This is a genomic window from Simplicispira lacusdiani (assembly GCF_003604195.1).
GTDB lineage: Bacteria > Pseudomonadota > Gammaproteobacteria > Burkholderiales > Burkholderiaceae_C > Simplicispira > Simplicispira lacusdiani.
The window spans coordinates 327374-353072 of record NZ_QXGR01000001.1; the positions used below are offsets into that span (position 1 = coordinate 327374).

The 25699-nt window shown below is 70.3% G+C and carries 22 protein-coding genes; 11 read left to right on the top strand and 11 right to left on the bottom strand.

All coding sequences use genetic code 11. From position 1 onward, the window contains the following. The first annotated feature begins 56 nt into the window (after nt 1–56). A complete protein-coding gene (locus tag D8S75_RS01495) occupies nt 57–293 on the top strand; it encodes a hypothetical protein (RefSeq protein WP_119964156.1) in 237 nt (78 codons plus the stop codon). Nucleotides 294–336: 43 nt separating this feature from the next. Here the strand turns inward: D8S75_RS01495 and uvrA are convergent, their stop codons facing one another. Continuing rightward, complete coding sequence (uvrA, locus tag D8S75_RS01500; protein ID WP_232828848.1) at nt 337–3309, bottom strand: excinuclease ABC subunit UvrA; 2973 nt, start codon at nt 3307–3309, stop codon at nt 337–339. 302 nt (nt 3310–3611) lie between these two features. On the opposite strand from uvrA, the gene D8S75_RS01505 reads away from it, so the two are divergent. Both D8S75_RS01505 and ssb read left to right on the top strand, forming a co-directional pair. Beyond that, nucleotides 3612–4793, top strand: coding sequence for an MFS transporter (locus tag D8S75_RS01505; protein WP_119964158.1), 1182 nt, complete (start codon nt 3612–3614; stop codon nt 4791–4793). 179 nt (nt 4794–4972) lie between these two features. Continuing rightward, nucleotides 4973–5521, top strand: coding sequence for a single-stranded DNA-binding protein (gene ssb, locus D8S75_RS01510; RefSeq protein ID WP_119964159.1), 549 nt, complete (start codon nt 4973–4975; stop codon nt 5519–5521). Between the two features lie 23 nt (nt 5522–5544). Here ssb and phnE read toward each other — a convergent pair whose 3' ends face one another. The 5 genes from phnE to mnmA form a co-directional block, all read right to left on the bottom strand. Then, on the bottom strand, nt 5545–6375 hold the full coding sequence (gene phnE, locus D8S75_RS01515; RefSeq protein WP_119964160.1) for a phosphonate ABC transporter, permease protein PhnE: 831 nt from the start codon (nt 6373–6375) through the stop codon (nt 5545–5547). A 4-nt stretch (nt 6376–6379) separates the two neighbouring features. Then, a complete protein-coding gene (locus D8S75_RS01520) occupies nt 6380–7213 on the bottom strand; it encodes a PhnE/PtxC family ABC transporter permease (protein WP_119964161.1) in 834 nt (277 codons plus the stop codon). Next, nucleotides 7204–8037: a phosphonate ABC transporter ATP-binding protein gene (locus tag D8S75_RS01525; protein WP_119964162.1), complete on the bottom strand. Its 834-nt coding sequence runs from the start codon at nt 8035–8037 to the stop codon at nt 7204–7206. Before D8S75_RS01525 ends, D8S75_RS01520 begins: the two co-directional genes overlap by 10 nt. A gap of 34 nt (nt 8038–8071) precedes the next feature. Further along, nucleotides 8072–8935, bottom strand: a complete 864-nt coding sequence (locus D8S75_RS01530; protein WP_119964163.1) for a putative selenate ABC transporter substrate-binding protein — start codon at nt 8933–8935, stop codon at nt 8072–8074. Nucleotides 8936–9024: 89 nt separating this feature from the next. Further along, complete coding sequence (mnmA, locus tag D8S75_RS01535; RefSeq protein WP_119964164.1) at nt 9025–10143, bottom strand: tRNA 2-thiouridine(34) synthase MnmA; 1119 nt, start codon at nt 10141–10143, stop codon at nt 9025–9027. A 32-nt stretch (nt 10144–10175) separates the two neighbouring features. On the opposite strand from mnmA, the gene D8S75_RS01540 reads away from it, so the two are divergent. The 6 genes from D8S75_RS01540 (at nt 10176) to D8S75_RS01565 (ending at nt 17556) form a co-directional block, all read left to right on the top strand. Then, nucleotides 10176–11684, top strand: coding sequence for a M20 family peptidase (locus tag D8S75_RS01540; RefSeq protein ID WP_119964165.1), 1509 nt, complete (start codon nt 10176–10178; stop codon nt 11682–11684). Nucleotides 11685–11705: 21 nt separating this feature from the next. Next, a complete protein-coding gene (locus D8S75_RS01545) occupies nt 11706–12644 on the top strand; it encodes a LysR family transcriptional regulator (RefSeq protein ID WP_119964166.1) in 939 nt (312 codons plus the stop codon). Nucleotides 12645–12892: 248 nt separating this feature from the next. Next, on the top strand, nt 12893–14344 hold the full coding sequence (gene tcuA / locus D8S75_RS01550) for an FAD-dependent tricarballylate dehydrogenase TcuA (RefSeq protein ID WP_119964167.1): 1452 nt from the start codon (nt 12893–12895) through the stop codon (nt 14342–14344). Further along, complete coding sequence (tcuB, locus tag D8S75_RS01555) at nt 14331–15512, top strand: tricarballylate utilization 4Fe-4S protein TcuB (protein ID WP_119964168.1); 1182 nt, start codon at nt 14331–14333, stop codon at nt 15510–15512. Before tcuA ends, tcuB begins: the two co-directional genes overlap by 14 nt. Before the next feature lie 39 nt (nt 15513–15551). After that, nucleotides 15552–16529: a Bug family tripartite tricarboxylate transporter substrate binding protein gene (locus D8S75_RS01560; protein ID WP_119964169.1), complete on the top strand. Its 978-nt coding sequence runs from the start codon at nt 15552–15554 to the stop codon at nt 16527–16529. A 115-nt stretch (nt 16530–16644) separates the two neighbouring features. Next, nucleotides 16645–17556, top strand: coding sequence for a porin (locus tag D8S75_RS01565; RefSeq protein WP_119964170.1), 912 nt, complete (start codon nt 16645–16647; stop codon nt 17554–17556). 51 nt (nt 17557–17607) lie between these two features. On the opposite strand, the gene D8S75_RS01570 is transcribed toward D8S75_RS01565, so the two are convergent. Further along, nucleotides 17608–18096, bottom strand: a complete 489-nt coding sequence (locus D8S75_RS01570) for an NUDIX hydrolase (protein WP_232828820.1) — start codon at nt 18094–18096, stop codon at nt 17608–17610. On the opposite strand from D8S75_RS01570, the gene D8S75_RS01575 reads away from it, so the two are divergent. Next, nucleotides 18095–19195 carry a YcjF family protein gene (locus D8S75_RS01575; RefSeq protein WP_232828822.1) on the top strand — a complete coding sequence of 367 codons (1101 nt, stop codon included), beginning with the start codon at nt 18095–18097 and terminating at the stop codon, nt 19193–19195. The two genes, D8S75_RS01570 and D8S75_RS01575, sit on opposite strands and share 2 nt — an antisense overlap. Before the next feature lie 115 nt (nt 19196–19310). Beyond that, nucleotides 19311–21170 (top strand): bifunctional metallophosphatase/5'-nucleotidase, encoded by a 1860-nt coding sequence (locus D8S75_RS01580; RefSeq protein WP_119964173.1) that lies wholly within the window; start codon nt 19311–19313, stop codon nt 21168–21170. A 1-nt stretch (nt 21171) separates the two neighbouring features. Here D8S75_RS01580 and D8S75_RS01585 read toward each other — a convergent pair whose 3' ends face one another. The 4 genes from D8S75_RS01585 to D8S75_RS01600 form a co-directional block, all read right to left on the bottom strand. Continuing rightward, complete coding sequence (locus D8S75_RS01585; protein ID WP_119964174.1) at nt 21172–21678, bottom strand: GNAT family N-acetyltransferase; 507 nt, start codon at nt 21676–21678, stop codon at nt 21172–21174. Between the two features lie 60 nt (nt 21679–21738). Further along, a complete protein-coding gene (locus D8S75_RS01590; RefSeq protein WP_119964175.1) occupies nt 21739–22221 on the bottom strand; it encodes a hypothetical protein in 483 nt (160 codons plus the stop codon). A gap of 53 nt (nt 22222–22274) precedes the next feature. Further along, complete coding sequence (locus D8S75_RS01595) at nt 22275–23966, bottom strand: FAD-dependent oxidoreductase (protein WP_119964176.1); 1692 nt, start codon at nt 23964–23966, stop codon at nt 22275–22277. A 177-nt stretch (nt 23967–24143) separates the two neighbouring features. Beyond that, nucleotides 24144–25682: a polyamine aminopropyltransferase gene (locus D8S75_RS01600; protein ID WP_232828823.1), complete on the bottom strand. Its 1539-nt coding sequence runs from the start codon at nt 25680–25682 to the stop codon at nt 24144–24146. Between the last annotated feature and the right edge of the window lie 17 nt (nt 25683–25699).

Consider the following 25699-nt stretch of genomic DNA (forward strand, 5'->3'; position numbering starts at 1 on the left):
GCTTCGCGTCGTCACGTGCCTGTCCTGCGCCTGCTGTGGCGCCAAGGAGTTGCGGGATGCTGAATTTCTACAAGCCGCATTGGTTCTACGAAGCCCTGCCCTATGTGTATGTGGGCAGTGGCCTGGTCAGCCTCGCCGTGCTGGACCACCTGCTCTCGGCCTTCAGCGGGCTGATGCTGGTGACGGCGGGCCTGGTGGTGGGCAAGCTGCGGTACGACCACCGCCACTGGCAGAGGGACAAGGGCGGACGATCGCCCCCCCGGCGCAAGGGGGCCAAGAATCGTCGAAATTGATAGCTGCAGGCGCCCGCTGCATGGGCGCTGGAGCCGGAAAACACTATAAATAGCGCCGCAGGTAGCGCCCCGTGAAGCTGGCTTCCTGGGCCGCCACGTCTTCGGGCGTGCCCTGCGCCACCACGGTGCCGCCACCCGCCCCGCCCTCGGGACCCATGTCGATGAGCCAGTCGGCCGTCTTGATAACGTCGAGGTTGTGCTCGATCACGACGATGGTGTTGCCCGCGTCGCGCAGCTGGTGCAGCACCTTGAGCAGCAGATCGATGTCGGCGAAGTGCAGGCCGGTGGTGGGCTCGTCGAGGATGTAGAGCGTGCGGCCCGTGTCGCGCTTGCTCAGTTCCTGCGCCAGCTTGACGCGCTGCGCCTCGCCACCCGAGAGCGTGGTGGCGCTCTGGCCCAGGCGGATGTAGGACAGGCCCACGTCCAGCAGCGTCTGCAGCTTGCGCGCGATGGTCGGCACGTCCTTGAAGAAGGCCGCGGCGTCCTCCACCGTGAGGTCGAGGATCTGCGCGATGTTCTTGCCCTTCCACTGCACCTCCAGCGTCTCGCGGTTGTAGCGCTGGCCGTGGCAGATGTCACAGGGCACGTAGACGTCGGGCAGGAAATGCATTTCCACCTTCACCACGCCGTCGCCCTGGCAGGCCTCGCAGCGGCCGCCCGCCACGTTGAAGGAGAAGCGCCCCGGGCCGTAGCCGCGTTCCTTGGCCGTGTTCACCTCGGCCATCAGCTCGCGGATGGGCGTGAACAGGCCGGTGTAGGTGGCCGGGTTGCTGCGCGGCGTGCGGCCGATGGGCGACTGGTCGACGTTGATGACCTTGTCGAAGTACTCGATGCCCTCGATGGCCTCGTGCGGCGCGGGCTCGTCGTGCGCGCGGTAGATCTGGCGCGCCACGGCGGCGTACAGCGTGTCGTTGACCAGCGTGCTCTTGCCCGAACCCGAGACGCCGGTCACGCAGGTGAGCAGGCCCACGGGGAAGTCCACGCTCACGTGCTTCAGGTTGTGGCCGCTGGCGCCGAGCACGCGCAGTGCCTGCAGCGGGCCCTGGCGCGCCTCGTGCACGGCCATGCGCTCGGCGCGCTTGCGGCTGGCCTCGCTGACCGGGAAGCGCGACTTGGGCTTGGCCTCGGGCGCCGGGGCCGCCACCGCCGGTAGCCAGGGCGTGCGCCGCGCGGGCACGGGGATGCTGCGCGTGCCCGCGAGGTACTGGCCCGTGAGCGAATCGGGGTGGGCGCGCACCTCGTCGTAGCCGCCCTGCGCCATCACGCGGCCGCCGTGCACGCCGGCGCCGGGGCCCATGTCGATGATCTGATCGGCCGCGCGCATCATGTCCTCGTCGTGCTCGACCACGATCACGCTGTTGCCGATGTCGCGCAGGTGCTGCAGCGTGGCGATGAGCCGGTCGTTGTCGCGCTGGTGCAGGCCGATGCTGGGCTCGTCGAGCACGTACATCACGCCCGTCAGCCCCGAGCCGATCTGGCTGGCCAGGCGGATGCGCTGCGCCTCGCCGCCCGAGAGCGTCTCGGCGCTGCGGTCCAGGCTCAGGTAGTTCAGGCCCACGTCGTTGAGGAACTGCAGGCGCGTGGCGATCTCGCGCACCACCTTGTCGGCGATTTCGGCCTTGGCGCCCGTGAGCCGGAGCTGGGCGAACCAGGCGTGCGCCTCGCTCAGCGTGGCGTGGCTCACCTCGTAGATGGCGCGGGCCTGCGCGCCCTCGCCCACCTTCACATGGCGCGCCTCGCGGCGCAGGCGCGCGCCCGCGCAGTCCGGGCAGGACTGGGTGCTGCGGTAGCGTGCCAGGTCCTCGCGCACCACGGTGGAATCGGTCTCGCGGTAGCGCCGCGCCATGTTGGGCAGGATGCCCTCGAACGGGTGCTGCTTGACGATGGCCTTGCCCTTCTGGGCGCCGCTGTCGAGGATGTAGCTGAACGCGATGGCCTCCTCGCCCGAGCCGTGCAGCACGGCGTGGCGCACCGGTTCGGGCAGGTTCTCGAACGGTGCCTCGATGTCGAAGCCATAGTGCCGCGCCAGGCTCTCCAGCATGGCGAAGTAGTAGGCGTTGCGCCGGTCCCAGCCCTTGATGGCGCCGCTCGCCAGGCTCAGCGACGGAAAGGCCACCACGCGCGCCGCATCGAACACCTCGCGCTGGCCCAGGCCGTCGCAGGTGGGGCAGGCGCCCAGCGGCGAGTTGAAGGAGAACAGGCGTGGTTCCAGTTCGCCCAGCGCATAGCTGCACACCGGGCAGGCGAACTTCGCGCTGAACAGATGCTCCTGCCCCGTGTCCATCTCCACGGCCAGCACGCGGCCGCCGGCTTCCTGCCCGCCCACGCGCAGCGCGGCCTCGAAGCTCTCGGCCAGGCGCTGCTGCAGGTCGGCGCGCACCTTCACGCGGTCGATCACCACGTCGATGTCGTGCTTCTCGGTCTTCTTGAGCGCCGGGAGATTGCCGTGCTCGTAGATTTGGCCATCGACGCGGAAGCGCACATAGCCCAGCGCCTGCATCTGCGCGAACAGTTCGGTGAATTCACCTTTTTTCTCGCGCGCCAGCGGGCCGAGGACCATCAGTTTGGTGTCCTCGGGCAGCGCCAGCACGGCGTCCACCATCTGGCTCACGGTCTGCGAGCTCAGCGGCAGGCCGTGGTCCGGGCAGTAGGGCGTGCCGGCGCGGGCGTAGAGCAGGCGCAGGTAGTCGTGGATCTCGGTCACCGTGCCCACGGTGGAGCGCGGGTTGTGGCTGGTGGCCTTCTGCTCGATGGAGATGGCGGGCGACAGGCCCTCGATCAGGTCCACATCGGGCTTGTCCAGCCGGCCCAGGAACTGGCGCGCGTAGGCCGAGAGGCTTTCCACGTAGCGCCGCTGGCCCTCGGCGTAGAGCGTGTCGAACGCCAGACTGGACTTGCCCGAGCCCGACAGCCCGGTGATCACCACGAGCTGGTTGCGCGGGATGTCCAGGTCGATGTTCTTGAGGTTGTGCGTGCGCGCGCCACGGATGCTGATGCGCGCCTGCTGGCGCAGCACCTCGGCCAGGGGGCGGCCCTCGGGGGGCGGGGCATCGGCGGGGGCGGGGCGGGAGGGGGGCAAGGGGTTCACGGCGTGCGCGCGGCGCGTGGAAAGGAAACTCTCCATGATAGTCAAAAGGGTTCTCGGGCGTGCGGCAGCCCCTTCGGGCACCGGATCGCGCACAATCAGGGTTTTCACTGCCGCCGAACCTTTTTCTATCGGCCCCGCACCGCGTGCCCGAGTCCACCGTGTCTTCACCCGCTTCTTCCCCTTCCGCCGTCCCGGGTCCGTCCGGACGGGCGAAAGACCCCGCCACCACCATGACCCCGCTGGAGCGCCGCTCCAGCGTCAGCCTGGCGCTGATCTTCGCGCTGCGCATGCTGGGGCTGTTCATGGTGCTGCCGGTGTTCGCCCTGGAGGCGCGCCGGTACCCCGGAGGCGACGACCCGGCGCTGGTCGGCCTGGCCATGGGCATTTACGGGCTCACCCAGGCCGTGCTGCAGCTGCCGTTGGGCATGGCGTCCGACCGCTTCGGGCGCAAACGCGTCATCGTCATCGGCCTGCTGGTGTTCGCGGCGGGCAGCCTGGCGGCGGCGCTGGCCGACAGCGTCATGGGACTGCTCGTGGGCCGCGCGCTGCAGGGCGCGGGCGCCGTGTCGGCCGCCGTCACGGCGCTGCTGGCCGACCAGACGCGCGATGGCGTGCGCACCAAGGCCATGGCGCTGGTGGGCATGAGCATCGGGCTGATGTTCGCCGTGGCCCTGGTGCTGGCTCCATTGCTCACGGCCGCCGTCGGCCTGTCCGGTCTGTTCGGCCTGACCTTCGCCCTGGCGCTGGGGGGCATCGCGCTGGTGCTGTGGGTGGTGCCGCCCGAGCCGGAACGCCATGCGGGCGAATCCGGAGGCCGCCTGGCCGATGTGTGGCGCCATGCCGACCTGCTGCGCCTGAACCTCGGTGTGTTCGCGCTGCACACGGTGCAGATGGCCATGTGGGTGGCCGTGCCGGCCATGCTGGTGCAGGCTGGACTGGCCAAGGGCCTGCACTGGCAGGTGTATCTGCCCGCGCTGGTGTTGTCTGTCCTGGCCATGGGGGGGCTGTTCGCCATGGAGCGGCGCGGACGCCTGCGCGGGGCACTGTTGTTGTCCATCGCCCTGATCGTGGCGGTGCAGGCCGCGCTGGCGCTGCTGGCGGCCAGCGAGGCACAGCCCTCTGTCCTGTGGCTGGGCGCGCTGCTGTTTGTCTTCTTCTGTGGGTTCAACATGCTGGAGGCTACCCAGCCCAGCCTGGTTTCGCGCATGGCGCCAGCCGCCTTGCGCGGCGCGGCCCTGGGGGCCTACAACACGTTGCAGTCGCTGGGCCTGTTTGCTGGCGGCGCCCTGGGCGGCGCGCTGGCCCAATGGGCGGGCACGGGCGGTCTGTTCGCCGCCACCACCCTGCTGGCGGTCCTGTGGCTGTGGATCACCTGGCCGTTGCGGCCGGTGGGGCGCGGCGGCGGACACTGAGAACGGTGGGGGTCCCCTCCCACGCAACCGCTTCTCGGCATTTTTTGGCGCCGCCCGCGCCAGTGGCGCGCCGGGCCGCTATGCTGCACACCTGCGGCCTCGGAGGGGGGCCGTTTCATTCGCTCATCTGGCCCGGAATCCTCCCCCTTGCTGTCCGGGCTATTGCAAAGGATTTTTTTATGGCATCCGTGAACAAAGTGATCCTCGTCGGCAACCTGGGCCGCGACCCCGAGATGCGCTCCTTCCCCAGCGGGGACCAGGTGGCCAACGTGACCATCGCCACCACCGACCGCTGGCGTGACAAGAACACCGGCGAGAACAAGGAAGCCACCGAGTGGCACCGCGTGGTGTTCAACGGCCGCCTGGCCGAAATCGTGGGCCAGTACCTGCGCAAGGGCTCGCAGGTCTACGTGGAAGGCTCGCTGCGCACGCGCAAGTGGACCGACCAGTCTGGCGTGGAGAAGTTCACCACGGAAATCCGTGCCGACACCATGCAGATGCTGGGCAGCCGCCAGGGCATGGGTGGCGGCCAGGGCGGCGGCTATGACGAAGGCGGCTACGGTGGCGGCGATGCCGGCGGGTACGACCAGGCGCCTGCGCGCCGCGCCGCCCCGCCCCAGCGCCCCGCGGCTCCGCCGCAGCGCCCGGCCCCGGCGCCCGCCCCCATGGCCCAGGCGCCGCGCGCGGCCTCGGGCTTCGACGACATGGACGACGATATTCCGTTCTGAAGCCCGCTATCGCGGGACGACCTTCAGCGCGTCAGCCAGCGGCGCGCGGCGAAGCTGCAAGCGTCCACCAGCGCCACCAGCAGCAGCATGGCGGCCAGCACCGTGGCCGTCTTGGGCATGTGGAACAGGCCCATGTGGAAGGCCAGCAGCTGGCCCAGGCCGCCGGCCCCCACGATGCCCAGCACGGTGGCCGCGCGGATGTTGTTCTCCCAGCGGTACAGCGTGTAGCTCAGGAGCTGCGGCAGCGCCTGCGGCAGCAGCGCGTACAGGAAGACCCGGTTCGGGGCCACGCCCTGCGCGCGCAAGGCCTGCGCGGGGCCGGGGGGTACGTTTTCCAGGGCTTCGGCGAACAGGCGGCCGAGCACGCCCGAGGTGTGCACGGCCAGGGCCAGGGTGCCGGCGAAGGGCCCCAGCCCGGCCGAGATCAGCAGCAGGGCGGCCCACACTACTTCCGGCACGGAGCGCAGCGCATTGAGCACCAGGCGGGTCGGTGTGCGCAGCCAGGCCCGGCCATCGCTGCCCAGGCGGCTGGCGGGCAGCGCGATGAGCAGCCCGCCCACGGCGGCCAGCAGGGTGCCCAGGGCCGACATGGCCAAGGTCTCCCAGGTGGCCCTGGCGACCTTGTCGAGGAAGCTTGGCGAGAGGTCGGGCGGGAAGAACTCGCCCAGGAAGCGCGCCATGCGCTGGGCCGAATCCAGCGACAGGAACTGCGCCCACTGCAGGTCCAGCGAGCCGAAGCTCGCCAGCACCAGGGCCAGCAGGGCCAGGGTGAACCAGGCGGCCTTGCGGCGTGCCGCCAGCAGGTGCGTGGGCCGGGGCAGGGCCGGGGTCGGGGGGATGGATGGCCGCGCCATGGTCCTAGCCCAATGCCTTGCGCAGCCAAGCGCTGGTGCGGTCGGCCAGCGCCACCAGCGCCATGAACACCAGCAGCATGCTGGCGACCTCGCCGCCGTTGAACATCTTCATCGCGTTGTCGAGCTGCTGCCCCAGGCCGCCCGCGCCCACGAAACCCAGCACCACGGACGAGCGCACGGCGCATTCCCAGCGGTAGACGGTGTAGGAGGTCAGCTCGGCCGCGCTGGTTGGCAGTAGGCCGTGGGCGAAGCCCTGCAGGCGGCCGGCGCCGTTGCGCAGCAGGGTTTCGGTGGCGTGGGTGTCGCCGCTTTCCAGGATTTCGCCATACACCTTGCCCAGCATGCCGCCGTAGGTCAGGGCGATGGCCAGCACGCCGGCCGTCGGTCCCAGCCCCACCACGCGCACGAACACCAGCGCCCACACCAGTTCCGGGATGCTGCGCAGCACCACCAGCAGCCAGCGCACCGCCTGGCGCAGCAGGGATGGCCCCGTGGCCATGCGGCCCGACAGGGCCGAGAGCGAGAGCACGCGCGTGGACAGCAGCGTGAGCGGGATGGCGACGGCCAGCGCCAGCGCCACGCCGGCGGTGGCCATGGCCACGGTGCGCCAGGTTTCCCGCGCCACCAGGGCCAGGAATTCGTCGTCCAGCGCCAGCGGCCAGAAGCTGCCGAGAAAATGGCCGCTGACCCGCAGGTTCTGCGGCTCGAACAGCACCCAGGGGCGGAATTCTGTGGCCACGCCCAGCGGCCACAGCAGCACCAGCAGCGCCAGCGCGCCGCCCAGTCGGCCCCGCCAGGCCGGGTCGCGGGCCGGGGGCGGAACGTGCGTCAGCGGCATTGCAGGGCCACCGGGGCCGGGGGGTCGGGGAGGTCGGCCGTGCTGTCCGGTGCATCGCCGCGCAGCTCATGCTCGAACCGGTCGTAGAGGTGTGCCAGCCGCTCGGGCGTCACTGCGGCGGCGGGCAGGTCGAACACCACCGTGCCTTCGCGCAGGCCGATGATGCGCGGGAAATGCGCCAGCGCCATGTCCACCTGGTGCAGCGTGCTCACCAGGGTGATGCCTTGCGCGTGCGCGTGGTCCGTCAGCGTGGCCAGGGCCTGCCGGGCGTGCGTGGGGTCGAGCGCGGACAGGGGTTCGTCCACCAGCCACAGCCGGGCCGGTGCCAGCAGCGCCCGCGCCAGGCCCACGCGCTGGCGCTCGCCGCCGGAGAGGCGGTCCACGCGGTCGAACAGCTTGTCGCCGAGGCCAAAGCGTTCCAGTGCCGCGTGGGCCGCGGGAATGTTGTCCGGGTAGACCAGCGAGCGCAGGCTGGCCCACAGGCCCATGGCGGGCAGGCGCCCCGCCAGCACGGCGGTGACCACGCGCTGGCGCGGTGGCAAGGGCGGCACCTGCGGTGCCAGAAACAGGCGGCCGCGCAGTTGCTGCAACGCGGCGCGTGGCAGGTCCCAGGGGGCCTGGCCGCCGAGCCGCAGCTGGCCGTCCGACGGCGGGAGCGCGCAGGCCATGACCTGGAGCAGCGTGGTCTTGCCCGCACCCGAGGGGCCGATCACGGCCACCTGCTCGCACGCGCCGATGCGCAGGCCCACGGCGCGCAGCGCCGGTGCCGCGTCCGCGCGGGCGGCCGGGTGGCGGGCGGAAATGCCCTGCAGTTCGATGTCCACGCCGGACGCTCCGGTGCTCTCAGGTCGTGAACCGTCAGAGCAGTTCGGCGCTGCGCGCGGCGGCCTCGATGCCCTTGTAGTTCTCGGCCTTGGTCGGCACGAAGCGGGTGGCGCGCTGCAGTTCCAGGATGCTCTTGCCCTCGGGCGTGGACGGGTTCAGCGCCAGCAGCGCCTGGGCGAGCTTGTCGCGCAGGGCGGCGGGCATGTCGGCGTGCACCGACCAGTTGTAGTCGTAGTACGGCGGCGTGGTGTAGATGACGCGCACCTTCGCCGTGTCCACCTTCTTGTCGGCCACGAACTTTTCCCACACCGAGATGTTGAGCGCCCCGCCCTGCACCTTGCCCGATGCCACGGCCGCGATCGTGGCGTCGTGCGCGCCGCTGTAGGCCACGCGCCGGAAGTCCTTGTCCGGGTGGATGCCGGCCTGCAGCAGGAAGCTGCGCGGCATCAGGTGGCCCGAGGTGCTGCTTTGCGAGCCGAAGCTCACGTCCTTGCCCTTGAGGTCGTTCAGCGACTGGACGGCCGGGTCGGCGGAGATGAACACCGAGCGGAACTTCGTGTCCTCCTCGCGCTGCACCAGCGGAATGACCTTGCCGCCCGAGCGCGCGCTGGCCTGCACGAAGGTGAAGCCGCCGAACCAGGCCAGGTCCACCTTGCGGTTCACCAGCGCCTCCACCGAGGCCGCGTAGTCGGTGACGGGGGTGTACTCCACCTTCACGCCGAGCTGCGCCTCCAGGTACTTCATCAAGGGCGCGGCCTTGCGCGCCAGTTCGGTCGGCGACTCGTCGGGAATCGCGGTCACGCGCAGAACCTGCTGGGCGTGGCCCAGGGGGGCCAGGCACAGCAGGGTGCAGGCGATCAGGGCGCGCCGTGCGCGCGAGGTGGCAGGCTGGTTCATGGGCTTCCGTGGGTGAGGGGGTTGATTGCTATCAATAAAATAGCTTATGGCGCCTGTCTGGCGTGCGCCACAGGCTATTTTCTTTCAATTCACGCGGCGGGATCGACCGCCGAGATCACCCCGCCCCCCAGGCACACCTCGCCGTCGTAGAGCACGGCGCTCTGGCCCGGCGTGACGGCCCATTGCGCCTCGGGGAAGTGCAGGCGGAAGGTGCTGGCGTCGGCGCCTTCCACGGTGCAGGCGGCATCCTGCTGGCGGTAGCGCGTCTTGGCCGCGTAGGCGCCGGGCGCGGGCGGGTGGCCGGCCGTCCAGCTCGCGTCCTGCGCGTCGAGCCGGTGCGACAGCAGCCAGGGGTGGTCGTGCCCCTGCACCACGCGGAGCAGATTTTTTTCCAGGTCCTTGCGCGCCACGAACCAGGGCTCGTGCGCGCCGCCGCCGCGCTGCGCGCCTTTCTCCTTCAACCCGCCGATGCCCAGGCCCTGGCGCTGGCCCAGGGTGTAGAACGACAGGCCCACATGCTGGCCCAGTTTGCGTCCCCGGTCGTCCAGGATGGGGCCGGGTGCGTGGCTGATGTAGCGGTTGAGGAATTCGCGGAACGGCCGCTCGCCGATGAAGCAGATGCCGGTCGAATCTTTTTTCTTCGCGTTGGGCAGCCCGATCTCGGCGGCGATGCGGCGCACCTCGGTCTTGTGCAACTCGCCCACGGGGAACAGCGTTTTCGAGAGCTGGGCCTGGTTCAGGCGGTGCAGAAAGTAGCTCTGGTCCTTGGACGGGTCCAGGCCCTTGAGCAGCTCGAACAGGCCGGTCGTGGCGTTCTGGCGCACGCGCGCGTAGTGGCCGGTGGCGATCTTCTCGGCGCCCAGGCGCATGGCGTGGTCGAGAAAGGCCTTGAACTTGATCTCGGCGTTGCACAGCACATCGGGGTTGGGCGTGCGACCGGCCTGGTACTCGCGCAGGAATTCGGCGAACACGCGGTCCTTGTACTCGGCGGCGAAGTTGACGTGCTCGATCTCGATGCCGATCACGTCGGCCACGGCGGCGGCATCCACGAAGTCGACGTTGGACGAGCAGTATTCGCTGTCGTCGTCATCTTCCCAGTTCTTCATGAAGATGCCGACCACCTCGTGGCCCTGTTGCTTGAGAAGGTAGGCGGTGACGGCGGAGTCCACCCCGCCGCTCAGGCCCACCACGACGCGGTGCTTGTTCATGGGCTCAATTATCCTGCCCCGGCGCGTTTACGATGCCGTCCAAGGAGACAACAACCATGGTCAAGAAAACCCTGTGGGGCCTGCTGGTCCTGCTCGTGCTGCTGGCGGTTGCGGTGGCCGTCAACACGCTGCGCAAGGGCACGCGCCAATTGCAGGTGGAGCCGCTGGCCCCCGTGGCGATCGATGGTGCCGCCGTGGCGGAGCGCCTGGCCGAGGCGGTGCGCCTGCAGACGATCTCCTCGCGCGACGACGCCCAGCTCAACGCCGACCAGTTCCAGGCCCTGCACGCCCTGCTGCAAAAGCGTTTCCCGAGGGTGCATGCCCACCTGCAGCGCGAGGTGGTGGGTGGCCTGAGCCTGCTCTACACCTGGCAGGGCGCCGACCCGAAGGCCCCGCCCATCCTGCTCATGGCGCACCAGGACGTGGTGCCCGTGGCGCCCGGCACCGAGGGCGACTGGCAGGTGCCGCCGTTCGCCGGCGTGGTGAAGAACGGTTTCATCTGGGGCCGGGGCTCCTGGGATGACAAGGGCAACCTGCTGTCGCAGCTCGAAGCGGTGGAGATGCTGCTGGCCGGTGGCTACCAGCCGCCGCGCACCCTCTACCTGGCCTACGGCGCCGACGAGGAGGTGGCCGGCCTGCGCGGCGCGGCGCGCATCGCCGCGCTGCTGCAGGAGCGCGGCGTGCGCCTGGACTTCGTGCTCGACGAGGGCCTGCTGGTGCTCGAAGGCGTGATGCCCGGCATCGCCAAGCCCACGGCGCTCATCGGCGTGGCCGAGAAGGGCTATATGTCGGTGGTGCTCAAGGTTTCGGCCACGCCGGGCCATTCGTCCATGCCGCCGCCGAAGGGCACCAGCGCCATCGCCATGGTGAGCGCGGCCCTCGCGCGGCTGGAGGACAAGCAACTGCCGGCCGGCATCCGAGGCGTGGCAGGCGAGATGTTCGACACCCTGGCGCCCGAGATGGGCGGATTTTCGCGCGTGGCGCTGTCCAACCTGTGGCTGTTCGGCCCGGTGGTGCAAAAGCAGCTCGAAGGCGCGGCCAGCACCAACGCCATGCTGCGCACCACCACGGCGCTGACCATCGTGAATGCCGGCAACAAGGAGAATGTGCTGCCCGGCAGCGCCGAGGCCACGGTGAACTTCCGCATCCTGCCCGGTGATACCAAGGAGGGCGTGCTGCAGCACATGCACAGCCATGTGGCCGACGCGGCGCCGGGCGGCCAGTTCGAGCTGGTGGCGCTGCCGGGTGCGGTGGATGCGTCCAAGGTGGCGCCCACCGGTTCGGCGCAGTACCGGGTGCTGAACCAGACCATCCGCGAGGTGTTCCCCGACGCCCTGGTGGCCCCGGGCCTGATGGTGGCGGGCACGGACTCCATCCACTACGGTGCCATCAGCGACCACATCTTCAAGTTCTCGCCCATCCGCGCGAACAGCGAGGACCTCAAGCGCTTCCATGGCACCAACGAGCGCCTGAGCGTGGCCAACTACCTTGATGCCATCCGCTTCTACCACCGGCTGATTCCGCAGGTGGCGGGGCTGTAGCGCACCGCGCAGGACGATCCCATGGAACTGCGACAGTTGCGTTACTTCGTGCGTATCGTGGAGCTGGGCTCCATGGGGCGGGCGGCGCTGGATTTGAACATGGTGCAGTCGGCCCTGAGCCAGCAGATCAGCCGCCTGGAGGGCGAGCTGTGCACCCGGCTGCTGCAGCGCACCGCCAAGGGCGCGGTGCCCACCGAGGCCGGGCTTGCTTTCTTCCGCGAGGCGCAACTCGTGCTGCGCCATGCCGACCAGGCCGCGCGCGCGGCGCAGCAGGCGCGTCTGACGGGGAGCGTGAGCGTGGGCCTGTCGCCCACCACGGCCTCGGTGCTGGGCGTGCCGCTGATGCGCGCCATGCACGAGCGCTACCCCGACGTGCGCCTGCACATGGTGGGCAGCCTCTCGGGCCACCTCTCGAACATGCTCAACGCGCGCCAGCTTGACCTGGCCGTGCTGTTCGACACGCAGCCGGCGCGCCGCTGGAGCGTGCTGCCGTTGCTGGAGGAGCGCCTGTTCCTGATCCGCTCGGCGCAGCATGGTGCGCGCCTGCCGCCGCTGGCTGGCAAGGTGGCCCTGGCGCAGCTGGGTGATGAGCCATTGATCCTGCCCACCGGTCCGCACGGCTTGCGCAGCCGCCTGGACACGGCCTTCGCCCAGGCGCGCGTGGCGCCGCGCATTGCCATGGAAATCGACTCGCTGGCGCTGCTCATGGACGCCGTGGACATGGGCCTGGGCAGCACCATCCAGCCCTGGGCGGCCGTGGGCCGCTACCCCGATGCGGCGCAGCGCTTTGCCATGGCCGAGATCGCGGACGCCCCGGCCTTCCGGCCCGCCGCGCTGTGCAGCCTGTCGGACGACGAGCTTTCGCCCGCCGCGCTGGCCGCGCGCGTGGTGCTTGGGGACTGCGTGCGGGAGCTGGTGCAATCGGGCCGGTGGATTGGGGCTCATTTGACGACCCCCTGAGGCGCTGCGCGCCTTCCCCCAAGGGGGGTGCCGCCAGCGCCCGCACTGGGTGATGGCGGCCCTTGCGCGGTGGCCGCTGGCTTTGGCCGCGCCCTGTCGAACGGATGTTGCGGTTGCAAGCAGGCAGGCATGAACCGGTTGGGTGGGCAACCCATCACGATCCGTGATGGGGCCATGCCGGCGCAGCCCCTGCGCAAGCGGGGGCATTCTTTCTACATTCAGGTCCCCATGAATGAAGAGAACTGCCCATGAGCCCCGACGTCCTGGTGATTGGCGGTGGCAACGCCGCCCTCTGCGCCGCGCTGATGGCGCGCGAGGCCGGTGCCAGCGTGCTGTTGCTGGAAGCGGCCCCGCGCGCCTGGCGTGGCGGCAACTCGGCCCACACGCGCAACCTGCGCTGCATGCACGATGCGCCGCAGGACGTGCTGGTCGATGCCTACCCCGAAGAGGAATACTGGCAAGACCTGCTCAAGGTGACCGGCGGCCTGACCAGCGAGCACCTGGCGCGCCTGGTGATCCGCGCCTCCAGCCACTGCCGCGACTGGATGCGCAGCCATGGCGTGCATTTCCAGCCGCCGCTGTCGGGCGCTCTGCATGTGGCGCGCACCAATGCCTTCTTCATGGGCGGCGGCAAGGCGCTGGTCAACGCCTATTACCGCAGCGCCGAGCGGCTGGGCGTGCAGATCCGCTACGAGGCGCCCGTGGACCGCATCGAGATCGAGAACGGCCGGTTCGTCGCCGCCCATGTGAAGGGCGAGCGCATTACTGCCAAGGCCTGCGTGCTGGCGGCGGGCGGCTTCGAGTCCAACCGCGAATGGCTGCGCGAGGCCTGGGGCCAGAACGAGCGCGGCGAGTGGCCTGCCGACAACTTCCTGATCCGCGGCACGGCCTACAACAAAGGCGTGCTGCTCAAGCACCTGCTCCAGGATCACGGCGCCGACCGCATTGGCGACCCCACGCAGGCGCACATGGTGGCCATCGACGCGCGCGCGCCGCTGTACGACGGCGGCATCTGCACGCGCATCGACTGCGTGTCGCTGGGCGTCGTGGTCAACCGCGACGGCGAACGCTTCTATGACGAGGGCGAGGACTTCTGGCCCAAGCGCTACGCCATCTGGGGGCGCCTGGTGGCGCAGCAGCCGGGGCAGGTCGGTTACTCCATCATCGACAGCAAGGCCATGGGCCGCTTCATGCCGCCGGTGTTCCCCGGCGTCAGGGCCGACAGCCTGCCCGAACTGGCGCAAAAGCTGGGCCTGCCGGTGGAGCGTTTCATGCGCACGCTCGATGCCTACAACGCCGCCTGCCGCGCGGGCCGCTTTGACCACACGGCGCTGGACGACTGCCATACCGAGGGCGTCACGCCCGCCAAGACGCACTGGGCCCGCCCCATCGACACCGGGCCGTTCCATGGCTACGCGCTCAAGCCCGGCGTCACCTTCACGTACCTGGGCCTGCACACCGACGACACGGCGGCCGTGCGCTTCAACAACCAGCCCAGCCCCAACCTGTTCGTCGCGGGCGAAATGATGGCGGGCAACGTGCTGGGCAAGGGCTACACCGCCGGCGTCGGTATGAGCATCGGCACGGCCTTTGGCCGCATCGCCGGTACCAATGCCGCTTTGGCATCAAAACGGCCTCCAGGGCTTGCAGATAAAGCGCAAGAAGCTACAAAACAAGGAGCGATCCATGCAAACGCTTGAGGCCCTGACGCGCGACGCCCGGGCGCTGGCGAATGGCGAGATCGTGCTGTCCGCACCCGAAACCGAGGTGGCGCGCCAGATGCAGATCTGCAACGCCTGCCGCTACTGCGAAGGCTTCTGTGCCGTGTTCCCGGCCATGACGCGCCGGCTCGAATTCGGCAAGGCCGACATCCACTTCCTGGCCAACCTGTGCCACAACTGCGGCGCCTGCCTGCACGCCTGCCAGTACGCACCGCCGCACGAGTTCGCCGTCAACGTGCCCCAGGCCATGGCCCAGGTGCGCGGGCAGACCTATGCCGACTACGCCTGGCCGCCCGCGCTGGGCCGGCTCTACCAGCGCCAGGGGCTCACGCTGTCGCTGGCGCTGGCGGCGGGGCTGGCGTTGTTCCTGGTGCTGGGTGCCGTGCTGCAAGGCGGCCTTGATGCGCTGTGGGGCGCCAACCTGGGGGGCAACTTCTATCACCTGTTCCCGCACAACCTGCTGGTGGGGCTGTTTGCCCCAGTGTTCCTGTTCGTGGTGCTGGCGCTGGGCCTGGGCGTGCGCCGCTTCTGGCGTGACGTGACGCCCGCCACCAGCGGCGCGCCGCTCTCCGCGCCCGCCACGGCCGAGGCCACCGATGCCGTGCTGCGCCTGAAATACCTCGACGGCGGCCACGGCGACGGCTGCCACAACGAGGACGATGCCTACACCCTCTCGCGCCGGCGGTTTCACCACCTCACGTTCTACGGCTTTCTGCTGTGCTTTGCCGCCACCAGCCTGGCCACGGTGTACCACTACGCCTTCGGCTGGGCGGCGCCCTACGACCTGCCCAGCGTGCCCAAGCTGCTGGGCGCCGTCGGCGGCGTGATGCTGATGCTGGGCACGGCCGGCCTGTGGCACCTGAACCGCACGCGCCACGCGCTGCATGGCGATGCGCAGCAAAAACCCATGGACCTCGGCTTCATCGCCTTGCTGTTCCTGGTGTCGTCCAGCGGCCTGGCGCTGTGGCTGGCGCGCGGCACGCCCGCGCTGGCGCTGTTGCTGTGCCTGCACCTGGGCGCGGTGATGGCGCTGTTTGCCACGCTGCCCTACGGCAAGTTCGCGCACGGTGTTTTCCGCACCGCATCGCTGCTGCGCCACGCCGTGGAAAAGCGCCAGCCCAACCCCATCGGCCTGAGCGCTGACTGACCTTTCCCGCAACACCATTTCACACCCAAGGAGACCCCGATGAACAAACGCCATCTGCTGCGCGCCCTTGCGCTTGCCGCGTCGTCCCTGTGGCTGGCCGGCACGGCCAGCGCCCAGGACTTTCCGCCCAAGAAGCCGGTCACGCTGGTGGTGGGCTTTGCCGCGGGCGGCGCGGCCGATGCAGCCGCGCGCCTGATCGCCAAGAAGCTGGGCGAGAACATCGGCCAGTCGGTGGTGGTGGACAACAAGGGCGGCGCGGGCGGCAACATCGCGCACCAGTTCGTCGCCAATGCCGCGCCCGATGGCTCGGTGCTGCTGTTCGGCTCGGTCGGCCCGCTGACCATCGCCCCGCACCTGATGAAGCTGCCCTACGACCCGTTCAAGGACCTGGCCCCGGTCTCGGGCGGTGTCAACTTCCCCAACGTGCTGGTGGTGCACAAGGCTGCGGGCGCCAAGACACTGGCCGAGTTCATCCAGCTCTCGAAAAGGAAGCCCGGCAGCGTGGACTTTGCCTCCACCGGCGCGGGCTCGGCCTCGCACCTGGCGGGCGAACTGTTCAACCAGCGCGCGGGCGTCGACATGACCCATGTGCCCTACAAGGGCGGCGCACCGGCGCTGCAGGACCTGCTGGGCGAACGCATCACCTCCTACTTCGCCGCGCCGCCCACGGCCATGCCCCACGTGGAAACCGGCAAGCTGATTCCGCTGGCCACCACGGGCCTGACGCGCCCGGCCTACCTGCCCAACATCCCCACCGTGGCCGAGTCGGGCTTTCCAGGCTTCGAGGCCCTGAACTGGTATGCCTTCGTGGCACCCGGCAAGACCCCCGCGCCGCTGCTCGACCGCTGGAATGCCGAGATCGTGAAGGTGCTGAACGACGCGGGCGTGAAAGAGGCGTTGACCAAGCACGGCCTCACCCCCCAGCCCACCACCCGCGCCGAACTCACGGCGTTCATGAAAAAAGAGTCCAACCAGTGGGCCGCCATCATCAAGGAGCGCAAGCTCACGGCGGATTGAACCGGCACGCCTGAGATCGCGCGGGGTTCGGCAGCGCAATGGCGCCCTGCCGGACCGACCTGACAAACCGGACGGGCTGCCAAAGGGCGCACCGTCCCCCAACGGAACCAAATCCATGTTCAAGAAAATCACCTTGGCCGCCGTGGCAACGGCGGCCTGCGGAATCAGTGCGGCCCAGTCCAGCGTGACGCTATATGGCGTGGCGGACGTGGCCCTGGCCAAAACCACCGGCCAGGAAGCCCAAATGGCCAGCAGCAGCACCTTCAACAACGGCACCAGCCGATGGGGCGTGCGCGGCGTCGAAGACCTCGGCGGCGGCCTGAAGGCGGCGTTCAACTTCGAGGCCCAGGTCGGCCTGACCAATGGCGCGGGTGCCAGCAACATGTTCTCCCGCGCGGCCCACCTGAGCCTTGCGGGGGCATGGGGCAGCGTCAAGGCGGGGCGCTCGCTCACGCCGAGCTATTACGGCACCAGTGCCTGGGAACTCACCGGCTCCGCCAACTACTCCGTCGTGAGCAGCCAGTTCGGCTATGGCGGTCTGGGGTCGCGGCACAACGCCGAACTGAGCTACGCCACCCCGCGGTGGCACGGCTGGAGCGCGACCGCGGGGCACGTGTTCGCGGCCGACAACGGGGGCGTGGGCAAGAAGGACCTGAACGTGATCTACCGCTCCGGCCCGCTGTCGGCGGCCCTGGTCTACAACAAGCTGGAGAACAAGGGCAAGAACCTCTCCCTGGGCGCGGCCTACCGCTTCGGTGCCATCAAGCTGGCGGCCAGCCTGCAGGATGCGACAGGCGCCCAGCTCGGCAGGGGTTTCACGGTCGGCGCCAGTGCGCCGCTGGGCCCGCTGACCCTGACGCTCGATGCCGCCCGCGACACGCGGAACAAAGACACCGATGTCCTGCTGGAGGCGAAATATGCGCTGTCCAAGCGCACCCAGGTCTACGGCGTGCTGCTCCACAACGGCGCGGGCAAGGCGCCCCAGTCGGTCCGGTCGGCGGCGGTGGGGGTGCGCCACAACTTCTGAGCATCCGCCGGGCGCCTGGTCGCGGGGGCGATGCACCCGCGCGGCAGGGCCTCAGCCCTTGGCGGGCTCCGTCACGGAACTGTCCGTATGCACCAGGCCCAGCGGAAAGCGCTGGCCCGCCAGGTAGTCCTCCAGGCAGCGCAGCAGCAGCGGGCTGCGGTGGCGCTCGCGGCAGGCGCGGATCTCGTCCGGGGTCATCCACACTGTGCGCACGATGCCCTCGTCCAAAGCGCGCCAACCATGGTGCGTGCCGAGCTGGCCGGCGAAGGCAAAGCGCATGTAGGTGATGTCGTCGCCCGTGCGCGTGCGCCGGAAGCGGTTGAGGTACACCCCCACCAGGGCCGAAGGCGCGAAATCGTGCGCGGTTTCCTCCAGCACCTCGCGGATGCAGGCCTCGATGGGCGATTCGCCCGGGTCCAGGTGGCCGGCCGGGTTGTTCAGGCGCAGGCCGTCGGCGGTGTCTTCCTCCACCAGCAGAAAATGCCCATCGCGTTCGATCAGGGCGGCCACGGTGACATTGGGTTTCCAGCGGTTTGGCATGGCGGCCATTATCGCCATGGCCTGTGACGCCACCGCCCTGGCCCGGGAACCCGGCGCCCTGGCTGGAGTCAGTGCAGGGGCGGGCTGTCACGGGCGGCCCGTTTCTCACCCACCGATGGAAGGCATTTGCATGAACCCCGAAGCACAGCGCGCCCTGCTCACCCTGGCCCTTTTCGCCGCCTTTGCCGACGGCCACAAGGCCGACAGCGAGCGCGAGGCGATCCGCAACCTGGCCGACTCGCTCGCCGACGACCAGGGCGCGCACCCGCTGGCCAGTCTGTACCAGGACGTGCTGCTCAAACGCGTGACCGTGCAGGGCGCTGTGGCGGCGCTGCATGAGCCCGAGCACCGCCAACTGGCCTATGAAATGGCCGTGTGCGTGTGCGACGCCGACGGCAGCCAGAGCGCGGCCGAGCAGCAGTTCCTGGCCGACCTGCGCCGCCAGCTCGGGCTGGAGCAGGATGCCGGCCTGCGCGACTTCGAGGCCCAGGCCGATGCTGTGGCCGCACAGACCACGGCGCCGCCGTCCTGGCGCACCGGCGCGGCGGCAGCTACTGCCCCCGCCGCCACGTCCGCCGCACAGGACGCCGAATTGGACAAGACCATCCTCAATGCCGCCATCCTCAACGGCGCGCTCGAACTGCTGCCGCAGTCGTGGGCGTCCATGGCCATCATTCCGCTGCAGGTCCGGCTGGTGTACCGCATCGGCCAGGCCCACGGCGTGGAACTGGACCAGGGCCATATCAAGGAATTCATCGCCGCCGCCGGCATCGGCATGACCTCGCAGTACATCGAGCAGTTCGGCCGCAAGCTGCTGGGCGGCCTGCTTGGCAAGGCGCTGGGCAAGACCATGGGTTCGGTGGGCGGCGCTGCCACGGGCATGGCGTTCTCGTTCGCCACCACCTACGCGCTGGGGCAACTGGCCAAGCGCTACTACGCCGGGGGGCGCGTGATGGACGCCGCCCTGCTGCGCTCGACCTACCAGGGCCTGCTGGGCCCGGCGCAGAACCTGCAGACGCAGTACCTGCCCCAGATCCGGCAGCGCGCTTCCACGCTGGACGCCGGGCAGATCATGGCCCTGGTCAAGGGCGGCGTCTGAGACTGCGCCGGCTCGCCCCCAGGGCAGGGCGTTACCCGCACGGGCCGGCGCCCGCGCGGAGGCGTGCAGCGGTGGTAAAAGACGGGGCTTCGCACACACCCCTCCCGCCATCCGCATGCCCCGCTTTCTTTTGTTCTTTTCCCGGCCCCGCGCGCTGTGGCTGTGCGCCCTGCTGGGGCTGGCGGCCTGCAGCGGCCGCTACGAGCCGCCCGCGCCGTTCGAGCTGAACATCGCGCACATCAACGACCACCACTCGCAGCTCGAACCCTTCGCCGGCACCGAGCTGCGCCTCGACGGCGTGCCCACGCAGGTCGAGCTGGGCGGCTTCGCGCGCCAGACGGCGGCGTTCAAGGCGCTCGCGGGCACGCCCAATTTGCTCAAGCTGCACGCGGGCGACGCGCTCACCGGCACGCTGTACTACACCTTCTTCCAGGGCCGCGCCGACGCGCGCCTGATGAACACCATCTGCTTCGACGCCTTCATTCCCGGCAACCACGAGTTCGATGACGGCGACGGCGTGCTGCGCGATTTCCTCGACGCGCTGGCCCAGGGCGGCTGCGGCACCGAGGTGCTGTCGTCCAACATCGAACCGCAGGCCGGCACGCCGCTGGCGCCCGAGGGCGGCCCGGCCTACCTGCGCCCCTCCACCGTGCGGCGCATCGGTGGCGTGGACGTGGGCATCGTCGGCGCCACCATCGTGGGCAAGACGGTGAACTCCTCACGCCCGCTGCCCAGCACGCGCTTCCACGAAGAGGCCGCGTCGGCGCAGAAGGCCATCGATGCGCTGCGCGCGCGCGGCGTGCGCCACATCGTGGTCATGACGCACCAGGGCTACGCCAACGACAAGGCCCTGGCCGCGCGGCTGACGGACGTGGACGTCATCATCGGTGGCGACTCGCACACCCTGCTGGGCGACTTCAGCGCCCAGGGCCTGTCCAGCTCCGGGCCCTACCCCACCGTGGCGCGCAACCGTTCTGGCGAGCCGGTGTGCATCGGCCAGGCCTGGGAATACGCCAAGGCCATCGGCCAGATGCGCGTGCGCTTCGACGCCGAGGGCCGCGTGCTCGACTGCGCGGGCCAGGCGCGCCTGCTGATCGGCGAGCCGTTCGCGCGCCAGGACGCGGCGGGCCAGTGGCAACCGCTGCCACCGGCCGAGAGCGCGGCGCTGGCGCGGCGCCTGGAGGCCCAGCCCGCCGTGCAGGTGCTGGCGCCCGACCCCGGTGCGGCGCGCGTCCTGGCGGAATACACCAGCGCCCTCACGGCCGAAAAGGCCAAGACCATTGGCGCCGCCGCCGAGCCCTTGTGCCTGGTGCGCGTGCCCGGCGAGAGCACCAACCGCAGCGCCGGCGTGGCCGGCTGCGCGGACGCCCACCAGCGCGCGCGCGGCAGCGACATCGCCCAGGTGGTGGCCGAGGCTTTCCTGCACGGCAGCCGCCGCGCCGACATCGCGCTGCAGAACGCCGGCGGCATGCGCGTGCCCCTGGCGGCCGGAACGCTCACCATGAACAGCGCGTTCACGCTGCTGCCCTTCGCCAACACCCTGGTGGAACTGGACCTGACCGGCGCCGAGGTGCTGGCCGCGCTGGAGGACGGCATCGCCAACCACCTCGACCGGCACCTGTCCGACGGCTCGCACCCCTACACCGCCGGCCTGCGCTGGACGCTGGACATGCGCCAGCCGCGCGGCCAGCGCCTGGCGAACGTGCAGGTGCGCGACAAGGCCACGGGGGAATGGCGCCCGCTGGACCCGGCGCGCACCTATGTGCTGGTGACGCACGACTTCATCGCCAGCGGCAAGGACGGCTACGCCACGCTGGGCGCGGCCCATGCCGCCGGCCGCTTCGTCAACACCTACCTGCTCTACACCCAGACCTTCGTGGACTACGTGCGCGCGCGCGGCGGCCTGCGCCGCCCGGCGCCGGGCGACTATGCGCACCAGAAGGTCACCACGCAGGCGGGCGTGGTGCTGCCCTGAGTCAGCCGCAATCCGGCAGCGTGCGCGCCATGTAGACGGCGCCCTCGCCATAGGCCGCCAGGCGCAGGCGCTGGGCCGCGTCCGGCAGCGCCTGCACGGCGTAGCCGTGGCGTTCCCAGAAGCCCTGCGAGCCCTGCACCGACACCAGGGCCGAGCGGCGCAGGCCGCGCGCCGTGGCCTGCCGCCACAGCGGCTCCAGCAGCGCGCGCGCCAGGCCGCGCCCGGCGAGGTGGGGCAGCACGGCCATGTCGTGCAGGTACAGCGTGTCGGGCCGGGGCACGGCCTCGAAGTCGCCGTGCAGCGGCGTGACCTTGCCCTGCAGCGTGTCGTAGGCCGCGAGGTAGGCGCAGACCTGCCCTCCGTTTTCCAGCACCAGCGAGCACTGCGCCGGGCTGGCGATGCGGCGGGCGAACGCCTCGGCGCTTTCGACGAAGCCATCGCCGTAGCAGGCGCGTTGCACTTCCAGCAGGCCGGGCAGGTCGCGCAGGGTGAGGGGGCGGGGCGTCAAATGATGTGCTCTTGATTTAATAGCTCCTGGCGCTTTTGGGGCGGGCGCTGCGGGCTGATTTCATTGAAAATCCTCTGGGGCGCGCACCCCCACCACGCCCTGCCAGGCGGCCTCCTGCACCTCCGGGGGTAGCTCGTGGGCCAGCGCGCTGTGCTCGCGCTCGTGGTGGTGTTCCAGCACATGGCGCAGGGCATGCGCCGCGTCCAGCAGCATCAGCACGGCGCGGCGGCGGCCGCTCTCGTCCTGCGGCGGTTGCTCGGCCACGGCCTGCACGCGTGCCTGGTATTCCTCGGCCAGCAGGGCGATGCGGTCGTGCTCCAGCAGGTACACGCGCGCTGCCCAGCGTGCGCCCTCCGGCACATGGGGCAGCAGGCGGGTGTTCTCGATGGTGATGTGCTCCTGCAGGCCCCCGTGCCACTGCTGCAGGTGCCGTAGCGCGCTGGCGAAGTCCGCGCCTGCCACGTCGAGCAGGTGCGCGTGCAGCAGGGCGTCCAGCCGTTCATGCTGGCGCTCGAAATGACCGGGGCTCGGGATGTGGGGCATGGGGCGCAGGGAGGAACTGTGGTGCCGCATTTTCTCAGCCCGGGAGTGTGTGCCTACCCTGCCGCCACACCGCCCGCCGCGTGCCCGCGCGTGAAGGCTTCCTCGAACACCGAGTAGCCCGACCAGTCGGCGTGGGCGAACGCCAGCCGCGCCGTGGCGGGCGTGGGCAGCCAGGGCATGCGCTCTCCATTCGATAGCTGCTTGCGCTTGCTGGGTATGGGCTGGAGGCCAATTTTGCTCAAAAACGCCAGCTGTCCCGGCACCGGAATGGCCATGGCATGGCCGTAGCGCGCGATCTCCACGCCCGTGGCACGGCGTGCCAGATCCGGGTGGGGCACGCCCAGCGTGGCCAGGGCGGCGTTCGCCCAGTGCGTCCAGGGCTGCGTGGCCAGTTGTTCGCGGCCCTGGGGCTGGTCGCCCAGCGCCTGGTAGTAGCTCAGCACGGTGGGTCCGGCCAGCAGCTGGCCGGGTTCCAGGCGCTGGTGGCCGGCGTTCACGTAACCCAGGCCGCCGGGGTTGGCGTCCTGGTAGAGCACGTTGTCCCAGGCGGGCGCGGCGCCGGGGCGGTCCTGCAGCGGCGCGTCGATATGGATGTTGGCCACGAGCCAGGGCGACCATCTCAGGCGCCGTGCGGCCTCCTGCAGAAAGGCCGGGGGGCTGGGCAGCACGCGCGCCGCCATGAACACCGGGAGCGCCACCACGCAGCGCCGGGCCTGCCAGCGCTCCACGTTGCCGGTGGCGTGGTGGAGCGCGTCCACCTCCACGCCATGGCGCCCCTCGGTGATGCGCAGCACGCTGCAGCCGGTGCGCAACTGGCCGCCCGCGCGCAGCGGCTCGGCCAGGCGGCGCGTGAGCCAGCCGTTGCCCTCGGGCCAGGTGAGCACGGCCTCGCGCTCCTCGGGCGCGGCTTCGCCCGGCGCGTGGAAGCCGTGGCGGCTGGCGAAGTAGTGGATGCCGGCCCAGGCCGACACGCGCGCCGTGCCGGCGCCGTAGTCGTCGCGGCAGCAGTAGCCGAGGTACCAGCGCAGGTGCGGATCGTCGAGGCCCTGCAGGGTTAGCCAGTCATCAAAAAGCATAGCATCCAGCGCTTGATGGATGGGTGCCAGAGGTCGTTTTACATCAAAGCTCTTGAGCGCGGGCATGGTAAAGCGCGCGGCCTTGCCCAGCGCCGCCACCTGGGCGGCGAAGTGCCGGTACTGGGCCAGCGTGGCCGCGCCGACGCCTTGCACGGGCAGCAGGCCTTCGTGCCATTCGCCCTCGAAGAACAGGCGCTCCTGCGGGCTGTGGCACAGGTGGCGCTCCTCGTACTGCCAGCGCCCGGCCACGCGGCGGCGCAGGCCCAGTTCCTCCAGCAGGTCCTGCACCTCGCGCGCGTCGTCGCCGGGCAGGGGCAGGTAGTGCGCGCCCAGCGGGCAGGCGATGCCGGCCACCTGGCCGCCCCGGCTGTTGCCGCCGGCCTCGTCTTCCTGCTCCAGCAGCACGAAATCGTCGACGCCCGCCAGCCGCAGCGCGCGCGCCGCAGCCAGCCCGGCCACGCCGCCGCCAGCCACCACGACTTGGGCGCGGCGCAGCACGGCGGGCGCGGGGAGCTGGCCCCCGGCCAGCAGGTCGCGCAGGCGGTGGCCGCGCTCCAGATCCACCCCCGCGAAACCGCCTTGCAGCGCACGCGGCGCAGGCTCGCACCCCGCCGACAGCAGCGCCGTGGCGGCCGATGTGGCGGCGGTGAGGAATTGGCGGCGCTGCATGGCTTCAGCCCCCGAAGCTCCAGCGCCAGGAACATCCCCTCCACTGCATGCCGTGGGCGCGGCCCAGGCCAGGGCTCCCGCGCAAGGGCCGCCCCGCCGCGCCGGGAGCGTCCCCTCTCCCGCATCGCACAGCGATACGAGAGAGGGGGGAAGGCGCGCAGCGCCTCAGGGGGGAGTTCAATGCTTTCCCCATTCGCGCTCGTAGGTATGCACCAGCGCCTGGTTGGACAGGCGGTTCACCTCGGTGGGGATGCGCGCCATGTCGAGCGGGAAGTCCAGCAGCAGCGGCAGGGTCTCGGGGCCGAGGAAGCGCAGCCCCGGCGGCAGCGCCCCGGGCAGGCGCCAGGGGCGGCGGCTGGCGAGGATGAAGCCCCATTCGCCGAAGCTGGGCACATGGGCGTGGTAGGGCGTGGTGCGCAGGCCCACGGATTCGATGGTGTTCACCACCGTCCAGAAACTCTGGCGCGCCACGAGCGGCGAGGTGGTCTGCACCACGGCGTAGCCGCTGGCGGCCAGGCGCTGGTCGAGCAGTGCGTAGAAGCTGTTGGTGTAGAGCTTGCCGATGGCGAAGTTGGTGGGGTCGGGGAAGTCGACCACGATGACGTCGAAAGTGTCCTGCCCTTGCTGCAGCCAGCCAAAGGCGTCGGTGTTGACGATCTTCACCCGGGGGTCGCGCAGCGCGCCGCCGTTGAGCCGCGCGAGCTGCGGGTCCTGGCCGAACAGCCCGGTCATGGCCGGGTCCAGTTCCACCAGGGTGACGGACTCGACCGAGGGGTATTTCAGGACCTCGCGCACCGCCATGCCGTCGCCGCCGCCCAGCACCGCCACCTTGCGCGGCGCGCCGTGCGCGGCCATGGCGGGGTGCACCAGGGCCTCGTGGTAGCGGTACTCGTCGCGCTCGGCGAACTGCAGGTTGCCATTGAGGTAAAGCCGGTGGCCGGCCTTGCCGTGGGTGACCACGATGCGCTGGTAGGGCGAGGCGGCCGAGAGCACGATGCGGTCCTGGTAGAACTTGTCCTCGGCGATGCTGGTGATCTGGTCCGCGCCCGCCAGCCCCGCGCCGAGCAGGCACAGCACCAGGGCGCAGGCGAAGGCGTGCTCGCGCAGGCGGCGCAGCTCATGGCGGAACAGCCACAACGCCCACACGGCCACGGCCGCGTTCATCAGACCGAACAGCAGGCCGGTGCGGATCAGCCCTAGTTGCGGCACCAGCAGCAGTGGGAAGGCCAGCGAGACGGCCAGCGCGCCCAGGTAGTCGAAGGTCAGCACCTGCGAGACCAGGTCCTTGAGCGCCACGTTGCGCTTCAAGATGCGCATGACCAGCGGAATCTCCAGGCCCACCAGCGTGCCCACCAGCAGCACCATGCCGTACAGCAGCAGCCGGAAGGCGCCGGGTACGAAGGCGTTGGCCAGGAAGAGCATGGCGGGCAGCATGCCGCCGATGAGCGCCACGAGCAGCTCGATGCGCAGGAAATGCGCCGGCAGCTGGCGTTCGAAATAGCGCGAGAGCCACGAACCCACGCCCATGGCGAACAGGTAGGTGCCGATGATGGTGGAGAACTGCAGCACCGAGTCGCCCAGCACATACGAGGCCAGGGCGCCCGCCGCGAGTTCGTAGAGCAGGCCGCAGGCGGCCACCACGAACACGCTGGCGAGCAGGGCGACGTCGATGGGGCGGGCGGTGGGGGTGCCGATGTCCTTCATGCGAGAGGGCATGCAATGGGCGCGGCCCA